General features: G+C 73.2%; 10 protein-coding genes. 6 read left to right on the top strand and 4 right to left on the bottom strand.

Features of this window, described 5'->3' with window-relative positions; genetic code table 11:
* The first annotated feature begins 152 nt into the window (after positions 1-152).
* The 6 genes from IH44_RS0135300 to IH44_RS0135275 all read left to right on the top strand — a co-directional run bounded on the left by IH44_RS0135300 (position 153) and on the right by IH44_RS0135275 (position 8,739).
* On the top strand, positions 153-1,361 hold the full coding sequence (locus IH44_RS0135300; protein ID WP_030463915.1) for an acetylhydrolase: 1,209 nt from the start codon (positions 153-155) through the stop codon (positions 1,359-1,361).
* 279 nt (positions 1,362-1,640) lie between these two features.
* Positions 1,641-3,224, top strand: a complete 1,584-nt coding sequence (locus tag IH44_RS0135295) for a carbohydrate-binding protein (protein WP_030463914.1) — start codon at positions 1,641-1,643, stop codon at positions 3,222-3,224.
* 394 nt (positions 3,225-3,618) lie between these two features.
* Positions 3,619-4,722: a multiple monosaccharide ABC transporter substrate-binding protein gene (gene chvE, locus IH44_RS0135290; RefSeq protein WP_030463913.1), complete on the top strand. Its 1,104-nt coding sequence runs from the start codon at positions 3,619-3,621 to the stop codon at positions 4,720-4,722.
* A gap of 40 nt (positions 4,723-4,762) precedes the next feature.
* Entirely contained in the window at positions 4,763-6,310 is a 1,548-nt protein-coding gene (gene mmsA, locus IH44_RS0135285; protein ID WP_030463912.1) for a multiple monosaccharide ABC transporter ATP-binding protein, read from the top strand.
* A 3-nt stretch (positions 6,311-6,313) separates the two neighbouring features.
* The gene (gene mmsB, locus IH44_RS0135280; protein ID WP_030463911.1) at positions 6,314-7,549 is read left to right on the top strand and encodes a multiple monosaccharide ABC transporter permease; all 1,236 of its coding nucleotides are present in this window, start codon (positions 6,314-6,316) and stop codon (positions 7,547-7,549) included.
* An 89-nt stretch (positions 7,550-7,638) separates the two neighbouring features.
* A complete protein-coding gene (locus IH44_RS0135275; RefSeq protein WP_030463910.1) occupies positions 7,639-8,739 on the top strand; it encodes a LacI family DNA-binding transcriptional regulator in 1,101 nt (366 codons plus the stop codon).
* Here the strand turns inward: IH44_RS0135275 and IH44_RS0135270 are convergent.
* The 4 genes from IH44_RS0135270 to IH44_RS0135255 form a co-directional block, all read right to left on the bottom strand.
* A complete protein-coding gene (locus IH44_RS0135270; protein WP_051817993.1) occupies positions 8,679-9,794 on the bottom strand; it encodes an aldose epimerase family protein in 1,116 nt (371 codons plus the stop codon). The two genes, IH44_RS0135275 and IH44_RS0135270, sit on opposite strands and share 61 nt — an antisense overlap.
* Positions 9,795-9,891: 97 nt before the next feature.
* Positions 9,892-11,397, bottom strand: a complete 1,506-nt coding sequence (araA, locus tag IH44_RS0135265) for an L-arabinose isomerase (protein WP_030463908.1) — start codon at positions 11,395-11,397, stop codon at positions 9,892-9,894.
* Between the two features lie 14 nt (positions 11,398-11,411).
* A complete protein-coding gene (locus IH44_RS0135260) occupies positions 11,412-12,083 on the bottom strand; it encodes an L-ribulose-5-phosphate 4-epimerase (protein WP_030463907.1) in 672 nt (223 codons plus the stop codon).
* Positions 12,080-13,789, bottom strand: coding sequence for a ribulokinase (locus IH44_RS0135255; RefSeq protein ID WP_051817992.1), 1,710 nt, complete (start codon positions 13,787-13,789; stop codon positions 12,080-12,082). The genes IH44_RS0135260 and IH44_RS0135255 overlap by 4 nt, the downstream gene beginning before the upstream one ends.
* Between the last annotated feature and the right edge of the window lie 607 nt (positions 13,790-14,396).

The following is a 14,396-nucleotide window of genomic DNA, read 5'->3' as shown; positions in this document are numbered from 1 at the left end:
GCCCCCGGCCCGGCTCCCCACCGGACCCCGACCCGCACGCCCCGGCCCGGCTCCCCTAGGGGCCGCCGCCTGCGGCCCGCCGTCCGCTCGGTGGAACCCCCTACGCCTCTGACGTGACGCCAACTCCCTTGTCCGCCACCTATGTTCCGACCATGACCCGAATCCGCCGCCGCACCGCCGCGACAGCCGCCGTGCTGCTCGCCCTGCCGCTCTCCCTCCTCGCCGCCACCCCGGCCCCGGCCGCCCCGCTCTCCCTGACGGCCACCGCCACCACCGGCTCCACCACCGACGCCGCCAACACCGCCGACGCCCAGGTCCGGGTCGAACTGCCGCGCCCCACCGGCCCGTTCGCGGTCGGCCGGCAGGTCCTGTCCCTGGTCGACCAGGACCGCCCCGACCCGTGGGTGCCCTCGGCCGGGCCGCGCCGGCTGATGGTCTCGGTGTACTACCCGGCCCGCCCGGGCACCGGCGGCCCGGCCCCGTACATGACCGCCGAGGCCGCCCGCCTGCTGCTCGCCGACCGGGGCGCGGCCGGCGTCATCCCGGTCGAGGCCGTCACCGGCGCCCGCACCTGGTCGCGGACCGACGCCGTCCCGCACCCGGGGCGCTTCCCTCTGGTGGTGCTCTCCCCGGGCTTCACGCTGCCCCGCACCACCTTGACCAGCCTGGCCGAGGACCTCTCCAGCCGGGGCTACGTGGTCGCCCTGGTCGACCACACCTACGAGAACACCGGCACCACCTTCCCCGACGGCCGCACCCTGCCCTGCACCGTGTGCCACACCCTGCAGACCCCGGAGCAGTGGGCCGCCCTGGACGCGAGCCGGGCCACCGACATCTCCTTCGTCATCGACCGGCTGACCGCCCGCGACCACCCCGACTGGGCCTACTCCCGGATGGTCGACCCGCGCCGGATCGGCGTCGCCGGGCACTCCGCGGGCGGCGCCGCGACCGTTCCGGCGCTGCTCTCCGACGCCCGGATCCGGGCCGGGGTCGACCTGGACGGCACCCTGGACTTCCCGGTCCCCGACGGCGGCCTCCACGGCAAGCCATTCCTGCTGGTCGGCCACCCCCTCCCCGGCCCCGAGGACGCCACCTGGACGCACGCCTGGGCCCGGCTCGACGGCTGGAAGCGCTGGCTCACCGTGGCCGGCACCGACCACGCCAGCTTCACCGACAACCCGCTGTTCGCCGAGGCGTTCGGCCTGCCCGCCCAGCCCGGCACCACGATCCGCGCCGAGCGCGGCGTCGAGCTCACCCGCCGGTACGTGGCCGCCTTCTTCGACCTCCAACTGAAGGGCGTCCCGCAGCCGGTCCTCGACGGGCCCGACCCGGCCGCCCCGGAGGTCGGCTTCCACGCCTGACCCGCCGCTCCCGCCCCGTTCGGCCCGGCGGCCCACCCGGAGAACTCCGCAAGCCCGTCCGGCCCGGCGGCCCGTCCTGAAAGTTCCGCGGACCCGTTCCGCGGAGTTTTCCGGCGGGCCGCCGCCCCGACCTGCCGGAAGCCCCAGCGTTCGCATCCATGAACTACGGTCACGTACGCGTCTATTGACGCGCCCAGAACAGGCTCCTACTGTCCCTGGAGCGGCGCCGCACCCGCACCACGTTCACATCCGTGACCCCACCCACCTGGAGACGAACGCATGCGCAAGAGAGCAGCCCTCGCATCCGCGGCCCTGCTGGCCGGCACCCTGGCCGTGCTGTCCACCGGGCCCGCCCGAGCCGCGTCCACCCGCTACGAGGCGGAGACCTCCCCCGCGGTCTGCACCGGCACCGTCGACTCCGACTGGACCGGCTTCTCCGGCTCCGGCTTCTGCAACGGCACCAACGCCACCGGCGCGTACGCCCAGTTCACCGTGAACGCCACCGCCGCGGGCACCGCGACCCTGCAGTTCCGGTTCGCCAACGGCACCACCGCCGCCCGGCCCGCCGACCTGTCCGTCAACGGCACCGCCACCGGCACGCTCTCCTTCGAGGGCACCGGCAGCTGGACCGGCTGGACCACCAAGTCCGTGACCGTGCCGGTCCGTTCGGGCAGCAACACGATCCGACTCACCCCGACCACCGCCGCCGGCCTGCCCAACCTGGACTACCTGGACGCCGAGACCACCGCCTCCTCCACCACGCCCCCGCCCGCTTCGGGCGCCCTCTACGTCGCCCCGAACGGCACCGCGGGCGCGGCCGGCACCCAGTCCGCGCCCACCACGCTCGCCTCCGCGATCGCCCGGATCACCCCCGGCGGCACCATCTACCTGCGCGGCGGCACCTACGCCTACGGCACCACCGTCACCGTCCCGGCGGGCAGCAACGGCACCGCCGCCGCCCGCACCACGCTGTCCGCCTACCCCGGCGAGACCCCGGTCCTGGACTTCTCCGCGATGACCGAGGACCCGGCCAACCGCGGCCTGGTCCTCGACGCCGACTACTGGCACGTGTACGGCCTCACCGTCCAGCACGCCGGGGACAACGGCATCTACGTCGGCGGCAGCCACAACGTCGTCGAACGGACCGTCACCCGGTACAACCGCGACTCCGGCCTGCAGCTCGGCCGGATCTCCTCCACCACCCCCGCCGCCCAGTGGCCGTCCGACAACCTGATCCTCAGCGCCGAGTCCCACGACAACGCCGACTCCGACGGCGAGGACGCGGACGGCTTCGCCGCCAAGCTCACCGTCGGCCCCGGCAACGTCTTCCGCTACGCCGTCTCGCACAACAACATCGACGACGGCTGGGACCTGTACACCAAGACCGCCACCGGCCCGATCGGCCCCGTCACCGTCGAGGACTCGCTCTCCTACGGCAACGGCACGCTCTCCGACGGCACCGTCAACGCCAACGGCGACCGCAACGGCTACAAGCTCGGCGGCGACGACATCGCGGTCGACCACACCGTCCGCCGCAGCATCGCCTACCGCAACGGCCACCACGGCTTCACCTGGAACAGCAACCCGGGCACCATGGCGGTCTCCGGCAACCTCAGCATCGACAACGCCGAGCGCAACTACTCGTGGGACGCCGGTACTTCGGTGTTCCGCACCAACACCTCCTGCCGCTTCGCGGTCAGCGGCTCCAACGACAAGACCGTCGGCGACGCCGACTCCACCAACCAGTTCTGGACCGGCGCCAACGGCTCCCGCTGCGCCCCCTACGCGGGCGCCCTCGCCTGGTCCTTCGCCGCCGACGGCCACCTGGCCGTCACCATCGGCGGCACCCCCGTCACCCTCTGACCCGCCCCCACCCCGTCCGGCGCACCCCGCCCCACCCGGGAGCCCCCGGCCGCCCGCCCCGCCAGGCGGACGCCGGGGGCTCCCGGCCGTCCGGCGCGCCGCCGGACGGGCCGTCGGACGGGGGTCCGGGCGGGCGGCGCCGAGAAAATGTCATGAACCCTTGACGTCGGCACTGTTAGCGCTAACACTCGGGTGACGTCGAACGACGGCACCCCCGCGGCCGGTCCGACCGCCCGTCACCGGGCCGTCGTCCGCCCCGCCGTGCCCGCGCGCGGACCCGGACCCGGACGCGGGACCGGGCCCGGGCCCCCGCCGTCCGGCGCACCACCCCCTGCCCCACTCCCTCGTCCCACCCCCCCTCGCCGGCCCACCCCGGCGCACCCTTGGAGGACCTGTGCGGAAGCTTGCGACGACCCTGGCCACGGCGGCGCTGCTGCTGCCCCTCGCCGCCTGCGGCCAGAGCGCGAACGGCGTCGGGGACGGCGCGGCCAAGGACGGCGGCGGCGGCAAGGGCGGGCTGGTCGGCATCGCCATGCCGACCAAGTCCTCCGAGCGCTGGATCAACGACGGCGACAACATGGTCAAGGAGTTCCAGTCCAAGGGCTACAAGACCGACCTGCAGTACGGCGACAACGTGGTCGAGAACCAGGTCTCGCAGGTCGAGAACATGATCACCAAGGGCGCCAAGCTGCTGGTGGTCGCCGCCATCGACGGCTCCTCGCTCACCGACGTGCTGCAGAAGGCCGCCGACGCGCACATCCCGGTGATCTCCTACGACCGGCTGATCCGCGGCACCAAGAACGTCGACTACTACGCCACCTTCGACAACTTCAAGGTCGGCGTCCTCCAGGGCACCTACATCGCCGACAAGCTGGGCCTCAAGGACGGCAAGGGCCCGTTCAACATCGAGCTGTTCGCCGGCTCCCCGGACGACAACAACGCCAACTTCTTCTTCGACGGCGCGATGAGCGTCCTCAAGCCGTACCTCGACAGCAAGAAGCTGGTCGTGCAGAGCGGCCAGACGGCGTTCAACCAGGTCGCCACCCTGCGCTGGGACGGCGGGCTCGCGCAGTCCCGGATGGACAACCTGCTGAGCAAGTCCTACACCTCGGCCCGGGTCGACGCCGTGCTCTCCCCGTACGACGGCATCTCGATCGGCGTCCTGTCCTCCCTCAAGGGCGTCGGCTACGGCGGCGCCGGCAAGCCGCTGCCGATCGTCACCGGCCAGGACGCCGAGCTGGCCTCGGTGAAGTCCATCATCGCGGGCGAGCAGACCCAGACCGTCTACAAGGACACCCGCCAACTCGCCAAGGTCGCCGTCCAGATGGGCGACGCGCTGCTCACCGGCGGCAAGCCGGAGACCAACGACACCACCCAGTACGACAACGGCACCAAGGTCGTCCCGGCCTACCTGCTCCAGCCCGTGAGCGTGGACAAGGACAACTACCGCAAGGTGCTGATCGACGGCGGCCAGTACACCGCCGACCAGGTCAAGTAGCCGCACCGGCCCGCACCCCCACCCGAAACGGAAGCCCACCATGGCCGGACCGGTCCTCGAGATGCGCGCGATCACCAAGACCTTCCCCGGGGTCAGCGCGCTCTGTGACGTCAACCTCACCGTCGCCGCCGGCGAGGTGCACGCGATCTGCGGCGAGAACGGCGCCGGCAAGTCCACCCTGATGAAGGTGCTCAGCGGGGTGCACCCGCACGGCTCCTACGAGGGCGAGATCCTGTTCAAGGGCGAGCCCTGCCGGTTCAAGGACATCCGCGCCAGCGAGCGGCGCGGCATCGTCATCATCCACCAGGAACTCGCCCTGGTCCCGTACCTGTCGATCGCGGAGAACGTCTTCCTCGGCAACGAGCACGCCCGCCGCGGCATCATCAGCTGGAACCGGACGCTCACCCACGCCGCCGAACTGCTGCGCCGCGTCGGCCTGCACGAACACCCCCGGACCCGGGTCGCCGACCTCGGCGTCGGCAAGCAGCAGCTGGTCGAGATCGCCAAGGCCCTCGCCAAGGACGTCGAACTCCTCATCCTCGACGAGCCCACCGCCGCGCTCAACGACGAGGACAGCCGCAAGCTCCTCGACCTCATCGCGGAACTCAAGGCCCAGGGCATCGCCTGCATCCTCATCTCGCACAAGCTCAACGAGATCGCCAAGGTCGCCGACTCCGTCACCGTCCTGCGCGACGGGCGCACCATCGAGACGATCGCCGTCGGCCCCGGGGGCGTCTCCGAGGACCGGATCATCCGGGGCATGGTCGGCCGCGACCTGGAGCACCGCTACCCCGAGCGCACCCCGCGGATCGGCGAGGTCGCGCTGGCCGTCGAGGACTGGACGGTGCAGCACCCGATCGACCACCACCGCAACGTCGTGGACGGCGTCTCGCTGCACGTGCGGCGCGGCGAGATCGTCGGCATCGCCGGCCTGATGGGCGCCGGCCGCACCGAGCTGGCGATGAGCGTCTTCGGCCGCTCCTACGGCCGGTGGACCGGCGGCCGGGTCCTGATGAACGGCACCGAGATCCGCACCCGCACGGTCTCCGAGGCGATCGGCCACGGCATCGCGTACGTCACCGAGGACCGCAAGCACTTCGGGCTCAACCTGGCGGACGACATCAGCCGCAACATCTCGCTGGGCGCGCTCGGCAAGGTCTCCCGCCGCGGCTGGATCAACGAGCACGAGGAGACCCGGGTCGCCGAGCGGTACCGGAAGTCGATGAACATCAAGGCCCCCTCGGTGTTCACGGAGACCGGGAAGCTCAGCGGCGGCAACCAGCAGAAGGTCGTCCTCAGCAAGTGGATCTTCGCCGAGCCCGAGGTGCTGATCCTCGACGAGCCGACCCGCGGCATCGACATCGGCGCCAAGGCGGAGATCTACACCGTGATCGCCGAACTCGCCGCCCAGGGCAAGGCGGTGCTGGTCATCTCCTCCGAACTCCCCGAACTGCTGGGCCTGTGCGACCGCATCTACACCATGGCCGAGGGCCGGCTGACCGGTGAGGTGCCGCGGGCGGACGCGACCCAGGAATCCCTCATGCGCCTCATGACCGTGAGCGCCGCGACCCAGAACGAGCAGGTGTAACCCATGGCCCAGACCGGGACCACCCCCCAGGCCGGGAAGGCCGCCCCCGCGGCGGCCGACCGCCCGGCCCTCCAGACCCTCCTCGCCGGGGCGCTGCGCGGCAACGTCCGCCAGTACGGCATGCTGGTCGCCCTCGCCCTGATCGTGGTGCTGTTCCAGATCTGGACGGACGGCATTCTGCTCCAGCCGTTGAACGTCACCAACCTGATCCAGCAGAACAGTTACATCCTGATCCTGGCGATCGGCATGATGATCGTCATCATCGCCGGGCACATCGACCTGTCGGTCGGCTCGCTGGCCGCCTTCACCGGCGCGGCGGCGGCCGTGATGATGGTCAAGCACCAGGTGCCGTGGCCGGTGGCGCTGGTCGCCTGCCTGCTGATCGGCGCGGCGGCCGGTGCCTGGCAGGGCTTCTGGATCTCCTACGTCGGGATCCCGTCGTTCATCGTCACGCTGGCGGGCATGCTGGTCTTCCGCGGCGGCACCCAGATCATGCTGCAGGGCCAGTCGATCGCCCCGTTCCCCAAGGGCTTCCAGAAGATCGGCAGCGGCTTCCTGCCCGAGGTCGGCCCGCACACGGACTACCACAACCTGACCCTGCTGCTGGGCGCCGCCGTCCTCGCCGTCGCGCTGCTGCAGGAGGTCCGCGGTCGGCGCCAGGCCGCCTCGTACGGGCTCGAACTCCTGCCGACGGGCTTCTTCCTGGCGAAGCTGGCGGCCGTCACCGCCGCGGTGGTGGTCTTCACCCTGCTGCTGGCCAGCTACCACGGCTTCCCGATCGTGCTGCTGGTCCTGGCCGTCCTGCTGTTCGGCTTCGGCTACCTGATGCGCAACTCGGTCATCGGCCGGCACACCTACGCCATCGGCGGCAACGAGCCCGCCGCCAAGCTCTCGGGCGTCAAGAGCAAGCGCGTCGTCTTCCTCGCCTTCGTCACCATGGGGGTCCTGGCGGCCCTGGCCGGACTGGTCTTCGCCGCCCGCCTCAACGCCGGCACCCCGCAGGCCGGCATCAACTTCGAACTCGAGGCGATCGCCGCCGCGTTCATCGGCGGCGCCTCGGCCTCCGGCGGCGTCGGCACGGTGCTGGGCGCGATCATCGGCGGCCTGGTGCTGGGCGTGCTCAACAACGGCATGTCGCTGGTCGGCGTCGGCACCGACTACCAGCAGGTGATCAAGGGCCTGGTGCTGCTCGCGGCGGTCGGCTTCGACGTCTGGAACAAGCGCCGGGCCGGTTCCTGACCCGCCTGCGGGCCCCGGCACGGCCCGGTGCCCAGTACTGTTTGGCGGAGGGGAACTCGTCCGGCCTGGTCCGGAGGAACGGGAGAACGATGGAAGAGACTGCCGAGCGGCGCCCGCCGACGATGGCGGACGTGGCCCAGGTCGCCGGCGTGTCCCACCAGACGGTCTCCCGGGTGCTCAGCGACCACCCGAACGTGCGCGAGGCGACCAAGGAGCGGGTGCTGCGGGCCATCGCCGAGCTGGGCTACCGGCCCAACTCGGCGGCCCGCACCCTGGTGACCCGGCGCAGCCGCACCATCGGCGTGGTCGCGGCGAACACCACGCTGTTCGGCCCCGCCAGCATCCTGGCGGGGCTGGAGCGCGCCGCCCGGCAGGAGGACTACCTGGTGGCCTCGGTCGGGCTGGAGGAGCTGACCGAGCACGCGCTGGGCAAGGCGCTGGAGCGGCTGGGCGGCTGGGGGGTGGACGGCGCGGTGGTGATGACGCCGCACCGGCGCGCGGTGGCGGCGCTGGCCCGGCTGCCCCAGCCGTTCCCGGTGGTGACGGTGGAGGGCGGGCACGACCTGGACCTGCCGGGCGTGGCCGTGGACCAGTTCGCCGGGGCGCGGGCGATCACCGAGCACCTGCTGGCGCTGGGCCACACCTGCGTGTGGCACGTGGCGGGCCCGGGCGAGTGGATCGAGGCGGAGGGGCGGCTGCAGGGCTGGCGGGCCGCGCTGGAGGCGGCCGGGCTGCCGGTGCCGCCGCACCTGACCGGGGACTGGAGCCCGGCGTCGGGCCACGCGGCCGGGCGGCAGGTCGCGGCGGCGTTCCGCGGCGGGTCCGGCCCGCGGCCCACGGCGGTGTTCGCGGCCAACGACCACATGGCGCTGGGCCTGGTGCGGGCGCTGACCGAGGCGGGCGTGCGGATGCCCGAGGACGTGGCGGTGGCCGGGTTCGACGACCTTCCGGAGGGCGCGTACACCACTCCGTCGCTGACCACGGTCCGGCAGGACTTCGCCGCCGTCGGCCGGGCCGGGATAGGGCTGCTGCTGCAGCTGATCGACGATCCCGGCGCGGCGCTGGCGCACGTGTCCGTCCGGCCGGAGCTGGTGGTGCGGGAGAGCACGGCGGGCCGCTCCCCCGGCGGTCACCGCCCGCGGGCGTCCCGTCCCGGCCCGTCCTCGGCGCTGTTCTCGGACGCCGGCTGACCGGTGGTGAACCGGTAGGCGGTGGTCGAGTCGTACTCCTCCCCCGGGCGCAGGACGGTGGAGGGGTAGCCGGGGTGGTGGGGCGAGTCGGGGAAGTGCTGGGTCTCCAGGGCGATGCCGCCGTGCCGGGGGTGGGGGGCCTCGGCGGGGCCGGTGGAGCCGTGGAAGTGGTTGCCGGTGTAGACCTGGAGGCCGGGTTCGGTGGTGAGGCACTCGACGCGGCGGCCGCTGGCGGGGTGGTGCAGTTCGGCGGCGGGGCGCAGGCCGGTGCCGGGGCGCAGCAGCCAGTTGTGGTCGAACCCGCCTCCGGCGAGGCCGAGTTGGGGGTGGTCGAGGCCGAGCCGGGGTCCCAGCGGGGTGGGCCGGCCGAGGTCGAAGGGGGTGCCGGCGACGGGGGCGGGCGGGCCGAGCGGGAGGAGTTCGGCGTCGACGGGCAGGTAGGCGTCGGCGTGGACGCGCAGCAGGTGGTCGCCGACGGTGGCGCCGGGGGTGCCGGCGAGGTTGAAGTAGGCGTGGTTGGTGAGGTTGACGACGGTGGGCGCGTCGGTGGTGGCCCGGTACCGGATGGTCAGGGTGCCCCCGGCGTCGAGCAGGTAGGTGACGTGGACGTCGAGGGTGCCGGGGAAGCCCTGGTCGCCGTCCGGGCTGGTCAGGTGGAAGCGCACTCCGGCGGCGTCGTCGGTGCGGACGGGTTCGGCGTCCCAGGGGCGGGTGGCGAAGCCGTCGGGGCCGCCGTGCAGGGTGTGGCCGGTGCGCTGGGTGGCGAGGGCGTGCACGGTGCCGTCGAGGGGCAGTTCGCCGTGGGCGATCCGGTTGCCGTAGCGTCCGACGGTGGCCCCGAAGTAGGCGCCGTCCCCGTGGAGTTGGCGCTGGTCGGCCGCGCCGAGGACGATGTCGGCGGTGCGGCCGTGCGCGTCGGGGGTGCGGACGGCGTGGAGCCGGGCGCCGAGGTCGAGGAGGTCGGCGGTGACGCCGCTCGGGGAGCGCAGCGTCCAGCCCCCGCCGGGCAGGGAGCCGGCGGGGGCGCGGTGGACGGTGGGGGTGCGGTCGGTCATGGGGGTTCCCGGGGGTCGGTGGGGGCCGTCCGGGCCGGGTCCCGGCGTCGGGGCGGTGGAGCCGGGCCCCGGCCCGGACGGCGTTTCGGGCAGGGCGTCAGAGGCCCTGGGCGAGGCGGTGGTAGGCCTGGTTCCAGCGCAGTTCGCGGGTGAAGGTGCGCATGGTGGTGTCGGCGTCGATGAGGACGAGTTCGACGTGGAGCATCTCGGCGAGGTCGTCGAGGTGTTCGGCGTCCAGGGCGCGGGTGAGCACGGTGTGGTGCGGGGCTCCGGCAGTCAGCCAGGCTTCGGTGGAGGTGCGCAGGTTCGGCTTCGGCTGCCAGACGGCGCGGGCGACGGGCAGCTTGGGGAGCGGTTCGACGGGGTCGACGACGTCGATCTCGTTGGCGACCAGGCGGAAGCGGTCGCCGAGGTCGGCCAGGCCGACGACGACGGCGGGGCCGGGGGCGGCGTCGAAGACCAGCCGGACCGGGTCCTCGCGGCCGCCGATGCCCAGCGGGTGGATCTCGCAGGACGGGGTGGCGGCGGCGATGGTGGGGCAGACCTCCAGCATGTGCGCGCCGAGGATCAACTCCCGTCCGGGCTCCAGGTGGTAGGTGTAGTCCTCCATGAAGGAGGTGCCGCCGTCCAGGCCGGTGGCGGCGGTCTTGAGGGTGCGCAGCAGGACGGAGGTCTTCCAGTCGCCCTCGCCGCCGAAGCCGTAGCCGTCGGCCATCAGGCGCTGCACGGCCAGGCCCGGGAGCTGGCGCAGGCCGCCGAGGTCCTCGAAGTTGGTGGTGAAGGCGCCGAATCCGCCGTCCTTGAGGAAGCCGCGCAGGCCGAGTTCGATCCGGGCGGCGTAGCGCAGCGCGTCGTGGCGCTCGCCGCCGGCGCGCAGTTCGGGGGCGAGGCGGTAGAGGTCCTCGTACTCCTTGACCAGCGTGGTCACCTCCGCGTCGGCGGCGGCGTCGACGGCGGCGACCAGGTCGTTGACGCCGTAGGTGTTGACGGAGACGCCGAGGCGCAGCTGGGCCTCGACCTTGTCGCCCTCGGTGACGGCGACGTCGCGCATGTTGTCGCCGAAGCGGGCGAGCTTGAGGGTGGCGAGGTCGGCGCGGGCGGCGGCGGCGCGGGCCCAGGTGGCGACGCGAGCGGCGACGGCGGGGTCGCTGACGTGGCCGGCGACGGTCTTGCGGGTGACGCCGAGGCGGGACTGGATGTAGCCGAACTCGCGGTCGCCGTGGGCGGCCTGGTTCAGGTTCATGAAGTCCATGTCGATGGTCGACCAGGGCAGGTCGCGGTTGGCCTGGGTGTGCAGGTGCAGCAGCGGCTTGCGCAGCGCGTCCAGGCCGGCGATCCACATCTTGGCGGGCGAGAAGGTGTGCATCCAGGCGATCAATCCGACGCAGGCGTCGTCGGCGTTGGCCTCCAGGCAGACCCGGCGGATGGAGGCGGCGTCGGTCAGCACGGGCTTCCAGATGATCCGCACGGGCAGGCCGGTGCGGGCGAGCTGGTTGACGACCTGCTGGGACTGCTCGGCGACCTGCTGCAACGTCTCGGGGCCGTAGAGGCCCTGGCTGCCGGTGAGGAACCAGATCTCGCGGTTGAGGAACACTTCGCTCATCGGGGGGTTCTCCTTCAGCGGGCCGCGGGGCGCTGGCCGTAGACGTTCTGGTAGCGGTAGTTGAGGCGGTCGATGTCGGCCTGGGCGATCGGCATCGGCTCGCCGAGCTGGCGGGAGACGTGCACGGTGCGGGCGACGTCCTCGCACATGACGGCGGCCTTGACGGCGGCCCGGGCGTCCTTGCCGATGGTGAACACGCCGTGGCTCTTCATCAGCACCGCGGGCGAGCGGTGCCCCTCGAGGGTCTCGACGATGCCGCGGCCGATCGAGTCGTCGCCGATCAGCGCGAACGGGCCGACCGGGATCTCGGCGCCGAACTCGTCGGCCATCGCGGTCAGCACGCACGGCACCGCCTCGCCGCGGGCGGCCCAGGCGCTGGCGTAGGTGGAATGGGTGTGCACGACGCCGCCGACGTCGGGGCGGTGGCGGTAGACGTAGGCGTGCGCGGCGGTGTCGGAGGACGGGGCGTGCTCGCCCTCGACCACGTTGCCGTGCAGGTCGCACAGGATCATGTTCTGCGGCGTCAGTTCGTCGTAGTCGACGCCGCTGGGCTTGATCACCAGCAGGTCCTCGCCGGGGACGCGGGCCGAGACGTTGCCCGCGGTCCACACCACCAGGCCGTAGCGGACCAGTTCCCGGTGCAGGTCGCAGACCTGGCGGCGCAGCAGGTCGATGGTGTCGCTCATGGGGTGCGGTCCTCGCTGTCGTGGGTGAGGGCGTCGTTGCGCAGGCGGCGCAGGCGGTGCAGCAGCAGGTCGGGGCCGGTGCCGAAGTGGTCGTGCAGCAGGCGGTACTCGGCGTACAGCGCGTCGTAGGCGTCGGCGCGCTCCGGGTCGGGCAGGTAGGCGTGGCGCTGGACGCGGCCCATCGCGGCGGACGCGGCCCGCACGTCGGGGTAGGCCCCGGCGGCGACCGCGGCGTGGATCGCCGAGCCCAGGGCCGGGCCCTGCTCGGAGACGGCGAGCGAGACGGGGCGGCGCAGCACGTCGGCGTGGATCTGCATCAGCAGGGCGTTCTTCTTCAGCCCGCCGGTGACGACGAACTCGGTGACCGGGACGCCACCGTTCTCCAGGGCCTCGACGATGGTGCGGGTGCCGTAGGCGGTGGCCTCCAGCAGGGCGCGGTAGACGTCCTCGGGGCGGGTGGCCAGGGTCAGGCCCGCGATGACGCCGGAGAGGTGGTGGTCGACCAGGGTGGAGCGGTTGCCGTTCAGCCAGTCCAGCGCCACCAGGCCGTGGGCGCCGACCCGTTGGGCGGCGGCCTTGCGGGTGAGCAGCTGGTGGGCGTCCTCGCCGGTGGCGTCGGCCTCGGCGAGGTAGTCGGCGGGCAGACCCTGACGCAGCCACCAGGCGAAGATGTCGCCGACCGCGGACTGCCCGGCCTCGTAGCCCCAGGCGCCCTCGGCGATCCCGCCGTCGACGACGCCGCAGATCCCGGGGACGTCGGCCAGGACCGGGCCGTTGACGACGTGGCAGGTGGAGGTGCCCATGATCGCCAGCAGCTTGCCGTTGTCGACGGCCTGCGCAGCCGGCGCCGCCACATGCGCATCCACGTTCCCCGCGGCGACCGCGATGCCCTTCGGCAGGCCCGTCCAGGCCGCGGCCTCAGCGGTCAGCGAACCGACCCGGGAACCGAGCGGCGCGAGCGGGTGCTCCAGCCGGGTGCGGGCGAAGTCGGCGAACTCGGGGTGCAGGGCGGCCAGGTACTCCTCGGACGGGTAGCCGCCGTCCTGGAAGATCCCCTTGTACCCGGCGGTGCAGGTGTTGCGGGACTCGGCGCCGGTCAGCTGCCAGACGATCCAGTCGGCGGCCTCGATCCACCGCTCGCACGCGGCGTAGACGGCCGGGTCCTCCTCCAGCACCTGCAGCGCCTTGGCGTACTGCCACTCGGCGGAGATCTTCCCGCCGTAGCGGTGGATCCACTTCTCGCCGCGGGCGTGCGCCAGCGCGTTGATCCGGTCGGCCTGGCCCTGCGCGGCGTGGTGCTTCCACAGCTTGGGCCAGGCGTGCGGACGGTCGGCCCAGGCGGGCAGCTCGGCCAGCGGGGTGCCGTCGGCCAGGGCGGGCAGCACGGTGCAGGCGGTGAAGTCGGTGGCGATGCCGATGACGCGGGCCGCATCGACGCCGGCGTCGGCGAGCGCGGCGGGGACGGCGGTGCGCAGTACCTCGCGCCAGTCCTCGGGGTGCTGGAGCGCCCAGTCCGGGGGCAGGCGGCGGCCGGTGCCGGGCAGGTGCTCCTCGATGACGGCGTGCGGGTAGGGGTGCACGCCGGTGCCGAGTTCCTCGCCGTCGCGCACCCGGACCACCACGGCGCGACCGGACAGGGTGCCGAAGTCGATGCCGACGACGTAGCTCTCGGTGTCCTGGTCGGGGGCGTGGGGCAGGTCGGTCACGGTGTCGTCCTTCGCGCAGGGGTGGGATGTCAGGGTCCGGCCGCCGGTGTTTTCCGCGTCGTCGCGGCCGGCGGCCGGCCTGCCTCGTTCCGCGTTCCCACCCTCGGGAGAAGCACGGAACGGGAGCCGTCGGCCGGGCGCGCGGAAGCGGGTGATGCCGCACGGCCGACGGGGTCGGGGTGGACGGGCGCGACCGGCGGGGGCCGGGCGGCCCGGCTGCGGTGGTGCTGCCCGTGGAGTGGACGAGCGAAATGTTAGCGCTCACAATCGGGGTCGACAAGAGGTCCGCCGCCGGAACCGCAGACCCGCCCGGCCGCACCGCCAACTCCCGCCAGCCGCACGGGAGGTGGCGCCGCGGCCCGTCGTGCGCGACGGCTGGACAGTGCGGACGGCCGCGACTATAAAAGTCATCCATCCGCGACCGGCCCGTGCCGCCTGCCCGCACCGCGCACTTGTTAGCGCTCACACCCCTGAGCCCGCACCCCGAGCCCTGCACGCCCTGAGCCCGCACGCCTTGAGCCCCGCACCCCCGAGCCCGCACGCCCCGCACCGCCCGGCACCGAGTCCCCACCCGAACCCGTACCCGGCCCCTGGAGCCCACCATGCC

Source organism: Kitasatospora sp. NRRL B-11411 (assembly GCF_000721345.1).
Taxonomy (GTDB): domain Bacteria; phylum Actinomycetota; class Actinomycetes; order Streptomycetales; family Streptomycetaceae; genus Kitasatospora; species Kitasatospora cineracea.
Note: the sequence above shows the minus strand (reverse complement) of the source record. Positions and strands in the feature narration are given on the sequence as shown.